We start from the raw sequence: 18,841 nt of genomic DNA, 5'->3' as shown, positions 1-18,841 counted from the left end.
GTGGAGCCGTTTGTGACGTCATTGCCCGTTGCCGCCGTATTGCCTGAATTGTTGACAGCCCTAAAAACCGCGCCGCAGGTTTTGTTGTCCGCGCCTACCGGGGCGGGGAAATCCACCTGGCTGCCGTTGCAACTCCTGCAACAGGGGCCGGTTGCTGGAAAAATCCTCCTGCTTGAACCGCGTCGTCTGGCGGCGCGTAATGTCGCCCAGCGTCTGGCGGAAGCGTTGAATGAAAAGCCTGGCGAAACGGTAGGTTACCGGATGCGCGCGCAAAGCTGCGTGGGGCCGCGTACCCGGCTGGAAGTGGTGACCGAAGGCGTATTGACCAGAATGATTCAGCGCGATCCCGAATTACGCGGCGTGGGGCTGGTGATACTGGATGAATTTCATGAGCGCAGTTTACAGGCGGATTTAGCGTTGGCGCTGTTGCTGGATATCCAGCAAGGGCTCCGTGACGATCTCAGGCTGTTAATCATGTCAGCGACGCTGGATAACGACAGGCTTTGTCAGCGACTGCCTGATGCGCCGACGATCGTCTCGGAGGGGCGCGCGTTTCCCGTGGAGCGACGTTATCAGCCGCTCGCGGCGCATTTGCGTTTTGATGAAGCCGTCGCGATGGCGACAGCGGAACTGCTGCGCAATGAAAACGGTTCGCTGCTGCTATTTTTACCCGGTGTAGGCGAAATACAGCGCGTTCATGAACATCTGGCGTCGCGGGTAGGGAGCGATGTCCTGCTTTGTCCGCTGTATGGCGCATTGTCTCTGGAGGCGCAACGCAAAGCGATTGTTCCCGCCCCCGCCGGGATGCGTAAAGTGGTGTTGGCGACTAACATTGCCGAAACCAGTTTGACGATTGAAGGGATTCGTCTGGTCGTCGATAGCGCTCAGGAGCGCGTGGCGCGATTCGACGCGCGAACGGGACTGACGCGGCTGGTTACGCAGCGTATCAGTCAGGCGTCAATGACGCAGCGCGCGGGGCGCGCCGGACGACTGGCGCCGGGAATCTGTTTACATCTGCTGGCAAAAGAACAGGCGGAGCGGGCGGCGGCGCAAAGCGATCCGGAAATCTTACACAGCGACCTCTCCGGTTTGTTGATGGAGGTGTTGCAGTGGGGATGTCACGATCCGGCATCGCTTTTCTGGCTGGACAGGCCGCCGGAGGTGAATCTTCAGGCCGCCCGCCGTTTATTATTGATGTTAGGCGCGCTGGAGGGCGAGCGGTTAAGCGCGCGGGGCCGGAAAATGGCGGCAATGGGTAACGATCCGCGCCTGGCGGCGATGTTAGTCAACGCCGACGAGGGCGACACCGCCGCCACCGCCGCCATGCTCGCGGCCATCCTTGAGGACCCGCCGCGCGGCGGCGGTACGGATTTAAGCGTGCTATTTTCGCGGCGACAGCCGGGCTGGCAGCAGCGTAGCCAGCAGCTTTTAAAACGGCTGCAGGTGCGTAATGGCGAGCCGGATAGCGCGCTTATTATGCCGCTGTTGGCCAGAGCGTTTAGCGACCGCATCTCGCGACGTCGTGGTCAGGAAGGGCGCTATCAGTTAGCCAATGGTATGGGTGCGATGTTAGATGCGGATGACGCGTTGGGACGTCATGAATGGCTGATCGCGCCGCTGTTACTGCAAGGTAGCGCCTCGCCGGACGCCCGAATATTGTTGGCGCAGCCGCTGGATATTGCCTCGCTGATTCAGGCGTGTCCTGATTTACTGCGCCAGTCTGACACGGTTGAATGGGACGAAGCGCAGGGAACGTTGAAAGCGTGGCGCAGAATGCGTATTGGACAGTTGACGGTTAGCGTTCAGCCACTGGCGAAACCGTCTGAAGAGGAGCTTCATCAGGCGATGCTGAACGGCATCCGCGATAAAGGTCTGGCCGTCCTTAACTGGACGCCGGAAGCGGAGCAGTTCCGTCTGCGTCTGCACTGTGCGGCGAAATGGCTGCCGGAATATGACTGGCCTGCCGTGGATGAGGCGTCGCTGCTGGCGACTCTGGAAAACTGGTTGCTGCCGCACATGACAGGCGTACAGTCGTTACGGAGTCTGAAATCTCTGAATGTGACTCAGGCGTTACGGGGACTGCTTGACTATGCCATGCTGCAACGTCTGGATAGTGAACTGCCTGGGCATTACACTGTGCCGACGGGAAGCCGAATAACGATTCGTTATCATGAAGATAACCCGCCCGCTCTGGCGGTCAGAATGCAGGAAATGTTTGGCGAAGCGAAGACCCCAACCATCGCTCAGGGCCGCGTGTCGCTGGTGCTGGAACTGCTTTCGCCTGCGCAGCGACCGCTACAGATTACACGCGATTTAAGCGCTTTCTGGCAGGGGGCGTATCGCGAAGTGCAAAAAGAGATGAAGGGCCGTTACCCCAAACATGTCTGGCCGGACGATCCGGCGAATACGGCCCCAACGCGGCGCACGAAGAAGTATTCGTGACGTGTTATACGTTGCCTCGAGGCCGGATAAGGCGTTAATCGCCATCCGGCGAAAGGGTAAATTGAGAGATTTCTTCTTCTGTCGTTTGGCGGAAGAATAGAGAATCGGGCCTTTGCGCCTGTATGTTGCGGAGAAAAAGCATGGCGGGGAATGACCGCGAGCCGATTGGACGTAAGGGGAAACCGTCACGTCCTGTGAAACAAAAGGTGAGCCGTCGTCGGCAGCATGACGACGATTATGATGATGACTATGAGGATGAAGAACCGATGCCGCGTAAAGGTAAGGGCAAAGGGCGTAAGCCTCGTGGCAAGCGCGGCTGGCTGTGGCTATTGCTAAAACTGTTTATCGTTTTTGTGGTGCTGTTCGCCATTTACGGCGTCTATCTGGATCAAAAAATCCGCAGCCGTATTGATGGCAAGGTCTGGCAGCTTCCGGCGGCGGTATATGGCCGGATGGTGAACCTTGAGCCAGACATGCCTGTCAGCAAAAACGAGATGGTGAAATTGCTGGAAGCGACGCAGTATCGTCTGGTGACGAAGATGACCCGTCCCGGCGAATTTACCGTGCAGGCCAATAGCATTGAGATGATCCGTCGTCCGTTTGACTTCCCGGACAGCAAAGAAGGGCAGGTGCGCGCGCGGTTGACGTTCAGTGACGGGCGTCTGGAAACCATCGTCAATCTGGATAACAACCGCCAGTTTGGCTTCTTCCGTCTCGATCCGCGGCTTATCACCATGCTTTCTTCGCCAAATGGCGAGCAGCGTTTATTCGTCCCGCGCAGCGGTTTCCCGGATCTGCTGGTCGATACGCTGTTGGCGACGGAAGACCGTCATTTCTATGAGCATGATGGCATTAGTCTTTACTCTATCGGGCGTGCGGTGCTGGCCAACCTGACGGCGGGACGCACGGTGCAGGGGGCCAGTACGCTGACCCAGCAGCTGGTGAAGAACCTGTTCCTCTCCAGCGAAAGATCATACTGGCGTAAAGCGAATGAAGCCTACATGGCGCTGATCATGGATGCCCGTTACAGTAAAGATCGTATTCTTGAGCTGTACATGAACGAGGTCTACCTCGGTCAAAGCGGGGACAATGAAATTCGCGGTTTTCCGCTGGCGAGCCTGTATTACTTTGGGCGTCCGGTAGAGGAATTGAGCCTCGATCAGCAGGCGTTACTGGTTGGGATGGTAAAAGGGGCGTCGATTTATAACCCGTGGCGCAACCCGAAACTGGCGCTGGAGCGTCGTAACCTGGTGCTACGCCTGTTACAGCAGCAGAAAATCATCGATCAGGAACTCTATGACATGCTGAGCGCGCGTCCGCTTGGCGTACAGCCGCGCGGCGGCGTTATTTCACCGCAGCCAGCGTTTATGCAGATGGTTCGTCAGGAACTGCAGGCGAAGCTGGGGGATAAAATTAAAGATCTCTCCGGCGTGAAGATTTTCACCACCTTTGACTCCGTGGCGCAGGATGCCGCAGAAAAAGCCGTTGTCGAAGGCATTCCGGCGTTGAAGAAGCAGCGTAAATTGAGCGATCTGGAAACCGCGATGGTGGTGGTGGATCGCTTTAGCGGCGAGGTGCGCGCGATGGTTGGCGGGGCGGAGCCGCAGTATGCCGGCTATAACCGTGCCATGCAGGCGCGCCGTTCCATCGGGTCGCTGGCGAAACCGGCGACCTATCTGACCGCGTTAAGTCAGCCGAACTTATACCGTCTGAACACCTGGATTGCCGATGCGCCGATTTCTCTGCGCCAGCCGAATGGTCAGGTCTGGTCGCCGCAGAACGACGATCGTCGCTACAGCGAAAGCGGGAAAGTGATGCTGGTGGATGCGTTAACTCGCTCAATGAACGTACCGACGGTCAATCTGGGGATGGCGTTAGGTTTACCGGCGGTAACCGATACCTGGACGAAGCTCGGCGTGCCGAAAGATCAGCTCAATCCGGTTCCGGCGATGCTGTTAGGAGCGCTGAACCTGACGCCGATCGAAGTGGCGCAGGCGTTCCAGACTATCGCCAGCGGCGGAAATCGCGCGCCGTTATCAGCGCTGCGTTCAGTTATTGCGGAAGATGGTAAAGTGCTGTACCAAAGTTATCCGCAAGCTGAACGCGCCGTACCGGCACAGGCGGCTTACCTGACGCTCTGGACAATGCAGCAGGTTGTCCAGCGTGGTACGGGGCGTCAGCTTGGCGCGAAATATCCGGGTCTGCATCTGGCGGGTAAAACCGGGACGACAAACAACAATGTCGATACCTGGTTTGCCGGTATCGACGGCAGCCAGGTGACTATCACCTGGGTAGGCCGTGATAACAACCAGCCGACGAAATTGTACGGCGCCAGCGGCGCGATGGCGATTTATCAGCGCTATCTGGCGAACCAGACGCCGACGCCTTTAGTTCTGACGCCGCCGGAAGATGTGGTGGATATGGGCGTTGATTACGACGGTAATTTTGTCTGTAGCGGCGGTATGCGCACTCTGCCGGTCTGGACGGACGATCCAAATACGCTGTGCCAGCAGGGCGAGATGATGCAACAGCAACAGCAGCCGTCAGGCAATCCGTTCGATCAGTCGTCTCAGCCGCAGCAGCCTGCGCAGCAACAGCCGCCGAAAGAAGAGAAGAGCGACGGCGTTGCCGGCTGGATTAAGGAGATGTTCGGCGGCAATTAATCACGGTAATAGTGCCGGGTGGCGCTGTGCTTACCCGGTCTACACCGTTACGACCCCATTATGTGCGACGTAGGCCGAATAAGACGCTTACGTCGCCATCCGGCAAATCCCCTATAAATAACATTTCAGTCTAATTTATTAACCCTTCCTTTTCATCTGGTTATTTCTTAACCCCTTAGTTTTCGTAGGGCCGCGTATCGCTTGCCATTGCGACGATATTTCGCCTATCATGCTGCGGTTATAATAATAATTATCGTTTACGTTATCATTCACTTTCATCAGAGATATACCAATGGCGCGTCTTAAAACTGCTCAGCCAAACTCTTCACTGCGTAAAATCGCAGTTGTAGTAGCCACAGCGGTTAGCGGCATGTCTGTCTATGCACAGGCGGCGGTTCAACCGAAAGAAGAAACCATTACCGTAACCGCAGCGCCTGCCGCGCAGGAAAGTGCCTGGGGACCGGCTCCGACCATCGCCGCGAAGCGTTCCGCCACTACCACCAAAACTGATACACCTATCGAAAAAACGCCACAGTCGGTTTCGGTGGTCACTAACGAAGAGATGCAGATGCATCAATTCCAGTCAGTAAAAGAAGCGTTGGGTTACACGCCGGGCGTAACGGTAAGCAGTCGCGGCGCTTCCAATACCTATGACTTCGTGATTATCCGTGGCTTCTCTTCCGTCGGCCTGAGCCAGAATAACTATCTGGATGGCCTGAAATTGCAGGGGAACTTCTACAACGATGCGGTTATTGATCCCTACATGCTTGAGCGTGTTGAGTTGATGCGTGGCCCAACGTCCGTTCTCTATGGTAAGAGCAACCCGGGCGGTATCATTTCGATGGTTAGCAAGCGGCCGACTACTGAGCCGCTGAAAGAAATTCAATTCAAAATGGGGACGGACAATTTGTTCCAGACCGGTTTTGATTTTAGTGATTCCCTGGATGACAACGGTGAGTTCTCATATCGTCTGACAGGGCTGGCGCGTTCGACAAATGAGCAGCAAAAGAGTTCTGAGTCGCAGCGCTATGCGATTGCGCCCTCTTTTACCTGGCGTCCTGATGAGAAAACGAATTTTACGTTCCTTTCTTATTTCCAGAACGAACCAGAGACCGGCTACTACGGCTGGCTGCCGAAAGAGGGAACGGTTGAACCGTTACCGAATGGTAAACGCTTGCCAACAGATTTCAATGAAGGGGCGTCAAACAACACCTATTCTCGTAACGAGAAAATGGTGGGATACAGTTTCGAGCATGGCTTCAACGACACTTTTACCGTGCGCCAGAATTTACGTTTTGTTGAAATGAAAACCGCGCAAAAAAGCGTCTATGGCACGGGGATTGCGGCGGACGGCCATACGCTTAACCGCGGTACTATCGTTGACAACGAGCGTTTACAGAATTTCAGCGTAGATACACAACTGGAAAGTAAATTCGCGACCGGCGATATTGATCATACGTTGCTGACGGGTGTCGATTTCATGCGTATGCGTAATGATATTAACGCGACGTTTGGTAGCGCGCCGTCAATCGATCTCTATAACAATTACCATCCTGAATACTTTGCTTTCGGCGGCGCTGAGCCGTACCAGATGAACGAAAGTAAACAAACAGGCCTTTATGTTCAGGATCAGGCGGAATGGAATAAGTGGGTATTTACTCTCGGTGGCCGTTATGACTGGTCTAAACAAGCGACAACGGTGCGTCAGAATTCCACTACGCCGACAGAAGGATATATTGAACGTAATGACCACCAGTTCACCTGGCGCGGTGGCGTAAACTACGTATTCGATAATGGAATTTCACCTTACTTCAGCTATAGCCAATCTTTCGAGCCAAGCGCCTTCGATTTGTGGAGCACTCCACGCGTTTCTTACACGCCGTCAAAAGGCGAGCAATATGAAGCAGGGGTGAAATATGTACCGAAAGACATGCCGGTTGTTGTTACGGGTGCCGTTTATCAGCTGACCAAAACCAATAACCTGACCGCCGATCCAACCAACCCATTAGCGCAGGTGCCGGCAGGCGAAATTCGTGCGCGAGGTGTAGAGCTGGAAGCCAAAGCAGCATTGACGGCTAACATCAATATGACGGCGTCTTACACTTATACTGATGCTGAATACACGAAAGACACTAACCTGAAAGGGAATACGCCAGAGCAGGTGCCTGAACACATGGCGTCGTTGTGGGGCGATTACACCTTCAACGACGGTCCGTTGTCAGGTTTAACGCTGGGAACAGGCGGTCGTTTTATTGGCTCCAGTTACGGCGATCCGGCCAATAGCTTCAAGGTAGGCAGCGCAGCGGTGATGGATGCGGTCGTCAAGTACGATCTGGCGCGTTTTGGTATGGCGGGCTCCAGCATTGCGGTTAACGTTAATAATCTGCTCGACCGCGAATACGTCGCCAGCTGCTTCCAGACCTACGGCTGTTTCTGGGGCGCAGAACGTCAGGTCGTTGCAACGGCAACCTTCCGTTTCTAATTTCTTTTTGGGCACGGCTGGCCGTGCCCGTTTTACAAGTTGGCTGCGATGCAGGAAAACCACATTCATTCCGATACCACCTTTGCGCTGCGAAGCGTCGCCTTTCGTGTGCCGGGCCGCACGCTTTTACACCCCCTCTCGTTAACGTTTCCCGCAGGTCGCGTCACCGGACTTATCGGCCATAATGGTTCCGGTAAATCCACGCTGTTAAAAATACTGGGCCGCCATCAGCCGCCTTCCGAAGGGGATATTCTGCTCGACAATCAGCCGCTGGCGAGCTGGAGCAGCAAGGCGTTTGCCCGCAAAGTTGCCTATCTGCCTCAACAATTGCCGCAGGCGGAAGGAATGACGGTGCGCGAACTGGTGGCGATTGGCCGCTATCCATGGCACGGCGCGTTGGGACGCTTTGGCGTCGCGGACCGGGAAAAAGTAGACGAGGCGATTACGCTGGTCGGCTTAAAACCGCTGGCGCATCGTCTGGTAGACAGCCTTTCCGGCGGCGAGCGCCAGCGCGCGTGGATTGCCATGCTGGTCGCGCAGGACAGCCGTTGTCTGCTGCTGGATGAGCCGACGTCAGCGCTGGATATCGCCCATCAGGTGGACGTGCTGGCGCTGGTGCATCGCTTAAGCCAGCAGCGCGGGCTGACGGTGGTTGCGGTGCTGCACGATATCAACATGGCGGCCCGCTACTGTGATTATTTAGTCGCGCTACGCGGCGGTGAAATGATTGCGCAAGGAACGCCTGCGGAACTGATGCGCAGTGACACGCTGGAGAAGATTTACGGTATCCCGATGGGTATCCTTCCGCATCCGGCGGGCGCGGCACCTGTGAGTTTTGTGTATTAATGCGTGATTTATATCCTCTTACTCGCCGCCGTTTATTAACGGCGATGGCGCTCTCGCCGCTGCTGTGGCAAATGAATACGGCGCAGGCTGCCGCTATCGATCCCCGCCGGATTGTGGCGCTGGAGTGGCTGCCGGTTGAGCTGCTGCTGGCGCTCGGTATTACGCCTTATGGCGTGGCGGACGTGCCAAATTATAAGCTGTGGGTTAGCGAACCGCCGTTGCCGGATTCGGTGATTGATGTGGGTCTTCGCACTGAACCCAATCTCGAACTGCTGACGGAGATGAAGCCGTCGTTTATGGTCTGGTCGGCAGGCTACGGACCCTCGCCGGAGAAACTGGCGCGGATCGCGCCGGGGCGCGGGTTCGATTTTAGCGACGGCAAAAAGCCGCTGGCGGTGGCCCGACGCTCGCTGGTTGAACTGGCGCAGACGCTGAATCTGGAAGCTGCGGCAGAAAAACATCTGGCGCAATACGATCGCTTCATCGCCAGCCAGAAGCCGCATTTTATCCGCCGCGGGGGGCGTCCGTTACTGATGACGACGCTTATCGATCCGCGGCATATGCTGGTGCTCGGCCCGAATTGCCTGTTCCAGGAGGTGCTGGACGAGTATGGCATTGTCAATGCCTGGCAGGGTGAAACCAACTTTTGGGGCAGTACGGCGGTTAGCATCGATCGGCTGGCGATGTATAAAGAAGCGGATGTGATCTGCTTCGATCACGGGAATAACACCGATATGAACGCGCTGATGGCAACGCCGCTGTGGCAGGCCATGCCGTTTGTCCGCGCCGGGCGTTTTCATCGGGTGCCCGCCGTTTGGTTCTATGGCGCGACCCTCTCCACGATGCATTTTGTCCGCATCCTGAATAACGTGTTGGGAGGCAAAGCGTGAGCAGAAAACGTGAAATGCCGGATGGCGGCGCGAAAAGCGTCTTATCCGACCTACGGTTCGGGCGCTTTGTAGGCCGGATAAGGCGAAGCCGCCATCCGGCGTTGCTGTTATTGGCGCTGTTTGTTGCCGCCTGCTGGCTGACATGGGTTAACTTCTCCGTTGCGCTACCGCGCAGCCAGTGGCAACAGGCTATCTGGTCACCGGATATCGACATCATTGAGCAGATGATTTTTCATTACAGCCTGCTGCCAAGACTGGCGATTTCGCTACTGGTGGGCGCGGGACTTGGGCTGGTAGGCGTCCTGTTCCAGCAAGTATTACGTAACCCGCTGGCGGAACCGACCACGCTGGGTGTGGCGACCGGCGCGCAATTGGGGATCACGGTGACTACGCTTTGGACGATTCCCGGCGCGCTGGCCACGCAGTTTGCCGCCCTGACGGGAGCCTGCATTGTCGGCGCGCTGGTGTTCGGCGTGGCGTGGGGCAAACGCCTGTCGCCAGTGACCCTGATCCTCGCCGGGCTGGTGGTTAGCCTCTATTGTGGCGCAATCAACCAGTTACTGGTGATTTTCCACCACGATCAGTTGCAAAGCATGTTTTTATGGAGCACCGGAACGCTAACGCAAACCGACTGGAGCGGCGTGCAGCGTCTGTGGCCGCAGTTGCTGGGCGGTGTGATGCTCACGTTATTGTTGTTACGCCCGATGACGCTGATGGGGCTGGATGACGGCGTTGCGCGTAATCTGGGTCTGGCGCTGTCGTTAGCGCGTCTGGCGGCGCTGTCGCTGGCGATTGTGTTGAGCGCGCTGCTGGTCAACGCGGTGGGCATTATCGGTTTTATCGGCCTGTTTGCGCCGCTGCTGGCGAAAATGCTTGGCGCAAGACGTCTGCTGGCGCGCCTGATGCTGGCGCCGCTCATTGGGGCGCTTATTTTGTGGCTATCCGATCAGATTATCCTTTGGCTAACCCGCGTATGGATGGAGGTTTCCACCGGGTCAGTGACGGCGTTAATCGGCGCGCCGCTGCTCCTGTGGCTGCTGCCGCGGCTTAAAAGCATGAGCGCGCCGGATATGAACGCCAGCGATCGTGTGGCGGCGGAACGTCGGCACGTTCTTGCTTTTGCCGTTGCCGGTGGCGCGCTCCTGCTGCTGGCAACATGGGGCGCGCTCTCTTTTGGTCGCGACGCGCACGGCTGGACGTGGGCGAGCGGAACGCTGCTTGAAGAACTGATGCCGTGGCGCTGGCCGCGGATACTGGCGGCGTTAATGGCGGGCGTCATGCTGGCGGTGGCGGGCTGCATTATTCAGCGTCTGACCGGTAATCCAATGGCCAGTCCGGAAGTGCTGGGGATCAGTTCCGGAGCCGCGTTTGGCGTGGTGTTGATGCTGTTTTTGGTGCCGGGGAATGCTTTCGGTTGGCTACTGCCTGCCGGAAGCCTGGGCGCGGCGGCGACACTGCTGATTATTATGTTAGCCGCCGGGCGCGGCGGTTTCTCGCCGCAACGGATGTTGCTGGCGGGGATGGCGCTCAGCACCGCGTTTACCATGCTGCTAATGATGCTCCAGGCGAGCGGCGACCCGCGGATGGCGGAAGTGTTGACCTGGATCGCAGGATCTACCTATAACGCCACTGACGGGCAGGTTACGCGAACCGCGATCGTAATGGTGATTTTGCTGGCACTTGTGCCGTTGTGTCGCCGCTGGTTAACGATTTTGCCTCTGGGCGGCGATGCCGCGCGCGCGGTGGGCATGGCGCTTACGCCGTCGCGTATCGCGCTGCTGGCGCTGGCGGCTTGTTTGACGGCAACCGCGACGATGACCATTGGGCCGCTGAGTTTCGTTGGACTGATGGCGCCGCATATTGCGCGGATGCTCGGTTTTCGCCGGACGATGCCGCATATGGTCATCTCGGCGCTGGCAGGGGGCGTTTTACTGGTCTTTGCCGACTGGTGCGGCAGGATGGCGCTATTTCCGTATCAGATCCCGGCGGGACTGCTTTCAAGCTTTATTGGCGCGCCGTATTTTATCTATTTGCTACGTAAACAGAGCCGGTAAAAAAAGGCTGTGCCACATTTATGTCGGGTGGCAGCCATGCTCAACCCGACCTACAAATTACACAATATCAATATGTTGTGGCAATATTTTGTAGACCTAAAAATAGCTGAACGCTATCAGGTGCGAGAGCTGTCCTGTCACGTTTTATCGAGGGAATTCTGCTTTTATTTTCAGCAAGAAGCAGGTGTTATTTCTGTATCGATAAGTCATGTGCTATTTCAGTGGCGCGCCGCTGTCTCCTGAACAGGGTGACTAATTTCAACATATCCAGGCCCGAAACGTTGATGATAAATTGCGGCATGATCTATCCAATAATAAGAATTACCGGTTTCGGTATTAAGCCTTTTTAAATATTAAGATGCGGATGCCGCATCTTTAATGCATCTCGTAAATCAATTTTAATTTAATAATAAATTTTCATTATAAAACTTCGATAATAAAATATTATTTTTTTATCGAAGTAATAAAAAACAACTCTATTAAAATAAATTAATTGCCACGAGTAAACAAAAAAAATGTAATTTAGCATTTTTTGTTTTTTTTAATGAAATTTATACCAAAAATAAATGTTACGCGTCATTGCTATATATTCAGTACTGTAATTCTGATCTTTTTTTATTCATTTTGACATGTTTATTGTTTTTTTGGCTCTCCCGTCTTGCTTGATTTGTTTGTTTTTTGAACGGTAAAAATATTTATTATTTAATTCTGATAATCCTTTAAATAAAAAACACTTGTCTTTGGGTTTTTAATGGAAAATACTTCACCGCGCCCAAGGGATGTTATTTATTAACGTGTTGTTTGCTTCTTTTGAATGTTGCATCGGCAATTTCATAACTCGTCATATAATATATATCTACTAATATAAACATGGGGTATTGAGTATAACTCCGTGTGAATAGCGTAAAAATACTCACCAACTTTTAATAAGGATGAAAAATGAATACAGCAGTAAAAGCTGCGGTTGCTGCCGCACTGGTTATGGGTGTTTCCAGCTTTGCCAATGCTGCAGGCAGTAATACTGGTACGGTTACTTTTACCGGTACTATTGAAGATTCACCGTGTTCAATCGTGGTTGGCGACGAACACCAGACCGTTAACCTGGGCCATATCGGTACCGGTTCTCTGATGGGCGGTAAAGAATCTTCAAAAGTCGATTTCCATATCGGTCTGGAAAACTGCGCCTTCACCACTGAGAAAGAAGCGTCTACCGTTTTCTCTGCCATCGGTAACGAATCCAGCGCTAATCCGGGCAGCGTTGCGCTGATGCGCATCGGCGGCGGCGAAATGGCGGGTTCCAGCATTGTCATCGGCAACCACCTGGGTTCCGCGATCAAATTGGGCGACGCTTACAGCGAAAATCTGACGATGAACGGCAGCGTTGCGGCGGCGAAACAGACTCTTAACTTCAAAGCCTGGGTGAAAGGCGATTCCGCTGCCAGCACTATCGATACCGGCGAATTCAGCAGCACCGTAAACTTCACGATCAGCTATCTGTAAGTGAAATATCATCCTGCGGCAGTCTGCCGCAGGATAATGCTTAAAGTAAAAAAATAGATTATATATTTCAGGGATAGATTGTCTGATGGCTCACTATAAAAAATTTCGTCTGAGCACGCTTGCGGCCGTGGTGGGTATTGTTCTGGCTGTCGGTCCGGAAAATAGCTATGCGGAAGCACCCATTCAATTTAACACCCGATTTCTTGATGTTAAAGATGATGCCAGCCTGGATCTCTCCCGTTTTTCCCGTAAAGGCTACATTATGCCGGGGAGCTATCATCTCCAGGTGCTGGTCAATCAAAGTCAAATTGCCCAGGATAATGTTATTACGTATTCCGTTGATAATAACGATCCTGATAATACATATCCCTGTTTATCGCCTGAACTGGTATCGCTGCTGGGGTTAAAACCTGAAATAGCAGATAAAATGATCTGGATAAATGCCGGTCAGTGTCTGCAACCAGATCAACTGGAAGGGATGGAAACCCAAACGGATTTAAGCCAGTCAACGCTGACGGTGATTATTCCGCAGGCGTATCTGGAATACAGCGATGAAGAGTGGGATCCACCTTCCCGCTGGGATGAAGGGATTCCCGGCGTGTTATTTGACTACAACGTTAACAGCCAGTGGCGACATGCTGAACATGATGATGGCGATGAATATGACATCAGCGGCAACGGCACGGTGGGTGCCAACCTCGGCGCGTGGCGTTTGCGCGCGGACTGGCAGGCTAACTATCGTCACGAAAATGACAGCGAAGATAAAGACAACTTTGGCTCCAGTTCCGAACAGAACTGGGACTGGAACCGCTATTACGCCTGGCGGGCGATCCCGCAGCTCCGGGCGCAGCTAACGCTGGGCGAAGGATCGCTGGAATCCGATATTTTCGATGGCTTTAACTATGTTGGCGGCAGCCTTATCACCGACGATCAGATGTTACCGCCTAATCTGCGCGGCTACGCCCCGGATATATCAGGCGTGGCGCGCACCAACGCCAAAGTCACCTTGACCCAGCGCGGGCGGGTGATTTATGAGTCGCAGGTCCCGGCAGGGCCGTTTCGCATTCAGGATATTAATGAAACGGTATCCGGCGATCTACACGTCAAAATTGAAGAACAAAGCGGTCAGGTGCAGGAATATGACGTCAGCACCGCCTCCATTCCGTTTCTGACCCGTCCCGGCCAGGTGCGCTACAAGTTGGCCGCCGGGCGACCGCAGGACTGGGATCACAATATGGAAGGCGGCTTTTTCACCTCAGCCGAAGCCTCCTGGGGGATCGCTAACGGCTGGTCGCTGTACGGCGGCGCCATCGGCGAGCAGGATTATCAGGCGCTGGCGTTAGGACTGGGGCGCGATCTGGCGCTGCTGGGCGCGTTTTCCATCGATGTCACCCATTCCCGTGCGACGCTGCCTGAGGGTAGCGCCTACGGCGACGGCACCATTCAGGGTAACTCGTTCCGTGCCAGCTACGCTAAAGATTTTGATGATATAGACAGCCGTCTGACGTTTGCTGGTTATCGCTTTTCCGAAGAAAACTACATGACGATGGACGAGTTTATCGATACGCATAATGACGATAACGATCGTCAGCGTACCGGCCACGATAAAGAGATGTATACCCTGACGTACAGCCAGAACTTTTCGGCAATAAACGTCAACGCCTATATCAACTACACCCATCGCACCTACTGGAATCAACCCAACCAGGACAGCTATAACCTGACGCTGTCGCACTATTTCGATGTCGGCGAGGTGCGCGGGATTAGTCTGTCGGTGAACGGTTTTCGCAACGAATATGACAATGAACGTGATGACGGCGTGTACGTCTCGCTCAGTATTCCGTGGGGCAACAACCGCACGCTGAGCTACAACGGCTCCTTTAGCGATGACAACAACAGCAATCAGGTCGGCTATTACGAGCGCATTGACGATCGCAATAACTACCAGATCAACGCTGGCCGCGCGGATAACGGCGCGACTCTCGACGGCTACTACCGTCATCAAGCGAGCTATGCCGACATTGACGTCAGTGCGAACTATCAGGAAGGCGACTATACCTCCGGCGGGCTGAACATCCAGGGCGGCGCGACGCTGACTGCTAAAGGCGGGGCGCTGCACCGCACCAGCGTCAACGGCGGCTCGCGGCTGATGGTGGATGTCGGCGATGAAGCGAACGTACCCATCTCCGGCTACAGCACGCCGGTATATACCAACGCGTTTGGTAAAGCCGTCATTGTCGACGTCAACGACTACTACCGCAACCAGGTGAAAATCGACATTACCCAGTTGCCGGAAGACGCGGAAGCAACCCTCTCCATTGCTCAGGCGACCCTGACGGAAGGGGCGATCGGTTATCGCCGCATGGAGGTGCTCAGCGGTAAAAAAGCCATGGCCAGTATCCGCCTGCGCGATGGCGGCACGCCGCCCTTCGGCGCGGAGGTTTACAACAGTCGCCAGCAACAGTTAGGGATCGTAGGTGAAGACGGCAGCGTTTATCTGATCGGCATTAACCCCGGCGAGCGATTGCAGGTGACATGGGAAGGTAAAATGCAGTGTGAAGCGGCGTTGCCCGACCCGCTGCCGGGCGATCTGTTTAGCGGCCTGCTGCTGCCGTGCATCGGCGACGCTTCATCACCTGAGGCAACGCAGCCCGAAGAGAAACCATTACTCCAGCTTCATACGCAGCGGCTGACGTCTTCAACGCAACCCGAAGCGCTCTCTTCTCGTTATCCAACACATTGATTCAGGAAATCGCATTCATGATGCCATTAAAACGTTATAACCTGGCCGCTGTTTTGCTGCTTTTGCTGGGCGGCTACGGTAGCGCCCAAGCCGCCATCGCGCCCGAGCGCACCCGCCTGGTGTTTCGCGGCGAAGATAAATCGATAAGCGTCGATCTGAAAAACGCCAACAGCAAACTGCCCTATCTGGCGCAGTCCTGGATGGAAGATGAGAAGGGCGTCAAAATCACCTCACCTTTAATCGTCGTCCCACCGGTCCAGCGCATTGAGCCGTCGGCAATCGGACAGGTCAAAATTCAGGGGATGCCGGCGCTGGCGTCGCTCCCCAAGGATCGGGAAACCCTTTTTTATTACAACGTGCGCGAAATTCCGCCGCAAAGCGACAAGCCCAATACGCTGCAAATTGCCCTGCAAACGCGCATCAAAGTTTTTTACCGCCCGCAGGCGCTATCGAAAATCGATATGCAGCATCCCTGGCAATACAAGATCACCCTTCAGCGTCAGGGCAATGGCTATCAGGTGAGCAATCCGACCGGTTACTACGTGGTGTTAAGCAACGCCAGCAACCGCATGGACGGCACACCGGCCAGAGGCTTTAGCCCTTTAGTGATTGCACCAAAAAGCAACGTGACGCTGGGAGGGGACGCCAGTGAATTAGGTCACTCGCCTGTGCTGACTTACGTCAACGATTATGGCGCGCGGTTACCGCTGATTTTTAACTGTACTGACAACAGTTGTGCGGTAGATGAAGCAAAAAGCAGAAAGTCGTAACCGACAAGGAGACGCAAGATGAGGCAATGGCGGTTACGGCTGGGCACGGTAACGTGTGCGGCCATGCTGAGTGCGGTCAGTATGCCGCTGGCAGCAGGAAGTAAGACGGTCAACATGACGCTGACGATAGTCGTTAATGCCGCGCCGCCCTGTACTGTGACCGGCGGTGAGGTGGAATTTGGCAATGTGTTGACGACGAAAGTGGACGGGGTGAATTACCGGCAGGCGGTGGGCTATCGCCTGAGCTGTAACGGCAGAGTGAGCGATTACCTGAAGTTACAGATTCAGGGGAATGCGGTGACTATCAATGGCGAGTCGGTATTGCAAACCGATGTCGATGGATTGGGTATCCGTCTGCAAACCGCCACGGATGGCGCGCTGATTTCACCCGGCAATACGCAATGGTTGTCATTTCAATACAGCGGTGGCAGCGGTCCGGCCATTGAGGCAATTCCCGTCAAAAATAATGGCGTAACGTTAACAGGTGGCGCGTTTAACGCAGGCGCCACGCTGGTGGTGGATTACCAATGAAAAAAATAGTTTTGACGATGTTAATGGGGGGCAGCCTTGCCGCACAGGCAGCCGATAATCTTAAGTTCCACGGCACATTAATTTCACCGCCGAATTGTACGATTAACAATGATCAGACGATCAACGTTGAGTTCGGTAACCTGCTGATTAATAAAATAGATGGTACGCGTTATGCGCAGAATGTTCCGTATGAGATCACCTGTGATTCAACGGTGCGCGATGAGACGATGGCGATGACCCTGACGCTAAGCGGTTCCGTGAGTGATTTTAATCCGGCGGCGGTAAACACCAGCGTGGCGGGACTGGGGATTGAACTCAGGCAGAACGACCAACCCTTTACGTTGGGGTCCACCATTACGGTGAATGAACAATCGATACCTGTTCTGAAAGCCATACCGGTTAAAAAGAGCGGTGCTTCGCTGACAGAAGGCGGCTTCGATGCGACGGCAACATTACAGGTGGATTATCAGTAATGGCTAAAAGACAGGCGTTATTACACGGCGCGGCCTGCATCCTCTGTGGGGCGCTGATATTGCCGATCTCAGCGGCAGATAACCTGCATTTTTCCGGTAGCCTGGTGGCCAGTCCTTGCACGCTCACGATGCAGGGGACGGGGATTGCCGAAGTCGATTTTTCGTCGCTTGACAGTTCTGATTTCACTCCCGACGGCCAGTCTGCTCGTAAGCCTTTGGTGTTTGAACTCACGGATTGCGATTCGGCGCTGAGTAACGGGGTGCAGGTGACTTTCACTGGAACCGAAGCGACCGGAATGCGCGGTATCCTGGCCATCGATAGCCACTCAGGCGCTTCCGGGATCGGGATTGGTATTGAAACGCTATCCGGCGTTCCCGTGGGCATGAACGATGAAGAGGGGGCGATATTCACGCTGGTGACGGGGAATAACGCGCTAAGCCTGAATGCCTGGGGACAACGTCTTCCTGGCGAGGACCTGGTTCCGGGAACGTTCTTCGCAAGCGCACTAGTTACCTTTGAGTATTTATGATGAGAAACATACAGATTTTATTTTTACTGTTGGCGGTCGTTTGTTGCCGTTCAATAGCGGCGGGACCCATGCTGAAAGCGACATTTTCAAGCACCACGATGTATTATGGTATTGGCCCTAATAGCGACAAATCTATTGTGGCGGAGGTGACGATAGCGACTCCGGAGGGAGTGTACTATGGCTCCTGGAACCTTTCGGGACATCGTAAAGGAGAAACGCTAACCGCAGACTCCTGGTCTGGGCCAGAACCTGCGCCGAAGGTTGTATTGAAGGATTTTGATAACACTGTTTCGCGATCTGCGTGCAAGAATCTTCCCTCGAACTGGAGGGGGTGTGGCTCTTTTACCCTGGAGATTACGGTACAAAGCGATGATTATGGTTGCCCCTGGCTGGCGTCGAGCCATATCGTTGCTACCGCTTTTATCACTAACGAAACGTATTCTCCGCCGGATACGCGCAGTTCAGTTTGCCCGAAAGTTCCCGTTGATACTTTTGATATCTCCTGGGATGCGAACGTTTCGAAACAGAAAACAACCCTCATGCTTGATGCCACCGGTGGCACGGTGAATCGCACGTTACATACCTATTTGATGGAGGGGGGAAAACTTTGCGATGGCAGCAAATTTGACAACCGTGGCGCTTATTGCCGTTTTGTCTCATCGGGTATTACGCTCAATGTGCTGGGCTGCGACCAGTCGAGCGTCACGACCAGCGCCGTTGATCATCCGATAACCGATGTTGAACTTCATGACATTAATGTGGCGGTGAACACCAGCAACATTGGCTCCGGGCAGTTCACGTCGACCTGTAGCTTTCAGTATATTATTGATGAGCTTTAGGTTGTCTGGTGCGGTTCAGGCTAACCTGCGATGAACCAAAAAAAGCCGGGTGGCGGCTTCGCCTTACCCGGCCTATGT

13 protein-coding genes are annotated in these 18,841 nt (G+C 54.4%); all 13 read left to right on the top strand.

Going from position 1 to position 18,841, the window contains the following annotated elements:
• The first annotated feature begins 12 nt into the window (after positions 1 to 12).
• The 13 genes from hrpB to stfH all read left to right on the top strand — a co-directional run bounded on the left by hrpB (position 13) and on the right by stfH (position 18,763).
• Positions 13 to 2,442, top strand: a complete 2,430-nt coding sequence (gene hrpB / locus ABVM99_RS18085; protein WP_023195905.1) for an ATP-dependent helicase HrpB — start codon at positions 13 to 15, stop codon at positions 2,440 to 2,442.
• Positions 2,443 to 2,582: 140 nt separating this feature from the next.
• Positions 2,583 to 5,105: a bifunctional glycosyl transferase/transpeptidase gene (mrcB, locus tag ABVM99_RS18080; RefSeq protein ID WP_000918127.1), complete on the top strand. Its 2,523-nt coding sequence runs from the start codon at positions 2,583 to 2,585 to the stop codon at positions 5,103 to 5,105.
• 292 nt (positions 5,106 to 5,397) lie between these two features.
• Positions 5,398 to 7,587, top strand: a complete 2,190-nt coding sequence (gene fhuA / locus ABVM99_RS18075; protein ID WP_023195904.1) for a ferrichrome porin FhuA — start codon at positions 5,398 to 5,400, stop codon at positions 7,585 to 7,587.
• 48 nt (positions 7,588 to 7,635) lie between these two features.
• Positions 7,636 to 8,433, top strand: a complete 798-nt coding sequence (fhuC, locus tag ABVM99_RS18070; protein ID WP_023195903.1) for a Fe3+-hydroxamate ABC transporter ATP-binding protein FhuC — start codon at positions 7,636 to 7,638, stop codon at positions 8,431 to 8,433.
• Positions 8,433 to 9,323 (top strand): Fe(3+)-hydroxamate ABC transporter substrate-binding protein FhuD, encoded by an 891-nt coding sequence (fhuD, locus tag ABVM99_RS18065; protein ID WP_001205357.1) that lies wholly within the window; start codon positions 8,433 to 8,435, stop codon positions 9,321 to 9,323. Before fhuC ends, fhuD begins: the two co-directional genes overlap by 1 nt.
• Before the next feature lie 14 nt (positions 9,324 to 9,337).
• On the top strand, positions 9,338 to 11,377 hold the full coding sequence (gene fhuB, locus ABVM99_RS18060; protein WP_108711029.1) for a Fe(3+)-hydroxamate ABC transporter permease FhuB: 2,040 nt from the start codon (positions 9,338 to 9,340) through the stop codon (positions 11,375 to 11,377).
• Between the two features lie 939 nt (positions 11,378 to 12,316).
• Positions 12,317 to 12,877 (top strand): fimbrial major subunit StfA, encoded by a 561-nt coding sequence (gene stfA, locus ABVM99_RS18055; protein WP_001090553.1) that lies wholly within the window; start codon positions 12,317 to 12,319, stop codon positions 12,875 to 12,877.
• Between the two features lie 85 nt (positions 12,878 to 12,962).
• Positions 12,963 to 15,620, top strand: coding sequence for a fimbrial biogenesis outer membrane usher protein (locus tag ABVM99_RS18050; RefSeq protein ID WP_023195587.1), 2,658 nt, complete (start codon positions 12,963 to 12,965; stop codon positions 15,618 to 15,620).
• Between the two features lie 17 nt (positions 15,621 to 15,637).
• Positions 15,638 to 16,390: a fimbrial chaperone StfD gene (gene stfD / locus ABVM99_RS18045; protein WP_023195588.1), complete on the top strand. Its 753-nt coding sequence runs from the start codon at positions 15,638 to 15,640 to the stop codon at positions 16,388 to 16,390.
• A gap of 18 nt (positions 16,391 to 16,408) precedes the next feature.
• Positions 16,409 to 16,921 (top strand): fimbrial protein, encoded by a 513-nt coding sequence (locus ABVM99_RS18040; RefSeq protein WP_001250313.1) that lies wholly within the window; start codon positions 16,409 to 16,411, stop codon positions 16,919 to 16,921.
• Positions 16,918 to 17,394: a fimbrial minor subunit StfF gene (gene stfF / locus ABVM99_RS18035; protein WP_023195589.1), complete on the top strand. Its 477-nt coding sequence runs from the start codon at positions 16,918 to 16,920 to the stop codon at positions 17,392 to 17,394. The genes ABVM99_RS18040 and stfF overlap by 4 nt, the downstream gene beginning before the upstream one ends.
• Positions 17,394 to 17,924, top strand: a complete 531-nt coding sequence (locus ABVM99_RS18030; protein WP_023195590.1) for a fimbrial protein — start codon at positions 17,394 to 17,396, stop codon at positions 17,922 to 17,924. The genes stfF and ABVM99_RS18030 overlap by 1 nt, the downstream gene beginning before the upstream one ends.
• A complete protein-coding gene (gene stfH / locus ABVM99_RS18025; RefSeq protein ID WP_023139565.1) occupies positions 17,924 to 18,763 on the top strand; it encodes a fimbrial adhesin StfH in 840 nt (279 codons plus the stop codon). Before ABVM99_RS18030 ends, stfH begins: the two co-directional genes overlap by 1 nt.
• The last annotated feature ends 78 nt before the right edge of the window (positions 18,764 to 18,841 follow it).

The sequence above is a fragment of the Salmonella sp. SJTUF15591 genome (assembly GCF_043356435.1).
GTDB lineage: Bacteria > Pseudomonadota > Gammaproteobacteria > Enterobacterales > Enterobacteriaceae > Salmonella > Salmonella enterica.
The sequence above is the reverse complement of the archived record's forward strand: the minus strand, read 5'-3'. Positions and strand labels throughout refer to the sequence as shown.

Bases quoted from the DNA above. Each gene is read 5' to 3' on its own strand.
- mrcB (WP_000918127.1), top strand. From the start codon at position 2,583: ATGGCGGGGAATGACCGCGAGCCGATTGGACGTAAGGGGAAACCGTCA.
- fhuA (WP_023195904.1), top strand. From the start codon at position 5,398: ATGGCGCGTCTTAAAACTGCTCAGCCAAACTCTTCACTGCGTAAAATC.
- fhuC (WP_023195903.1), top strand. From the start codon at position 7,636: ATGCAGGAAAACCACATTCATTCCGATACCACCTTTGCGCTGCGAAGC.
- fhuD (WP_001205357.1), top strand. From the start codon at position 8,433: ATGCGTGATTTATATCCTCTTACTCGCCGCCGTTTATTAACGGCGATG.
- fhuB (WP_108711029.1), top strand. From the start codon at position 9,338: ATGCCGGATGGCGGCGCGAAAAGCGTCTTATCCGACCTACGGTTCGGG.
- stfA (WP_001090553.1), top strand. From the start codon at position 12,317: ATGAATACAGCAGTAAAAGCTGCGGTTGCTGCCGCACTGGTTATGGGT.
- ABVM99_RS18050 (WP_023195587.1), top strand. From the start codon at position 12,963: ATGGCTCACTATAAAAAATTTCGTCTGAGCACGCTTGCGGCCGTGGTG.
- stfD (WP_023195588.1), top strand. From the start codon at position 15,638: ATGATGCCATTAAAACGTTATAACCTGGCCGCTGTTTTGCTGCTTTTG.
- ABVM99_RS18040 (WP_001250313.1), top strand. From the start codon at position 16,409: ATGAGGCAATGGCGGTTACGGCTGGGCACGGTAACGTGTGCGGCCATG.
- stfF (WP_023195589.1), top strand. From the start codon at position 16,918: ATGAAAAAAATAGTTTTGACGATGTTAATGGGGGGCAGCCTTGCCGCA.
- ABVM99_RS18030 (WP_023195590.1), top strand. From the start codon at position 17,394: ATGGCTAAAAGACAGGCGTTATTACACGGCGCGGCCTGCATCCTCTGT.
- stfH (WP_023139565.1), top strand. From the start codon at position 17,924: ATGAGAAACATACAGATTTTATTTTTACTGTTGGCGGTCGTTTGTTGC.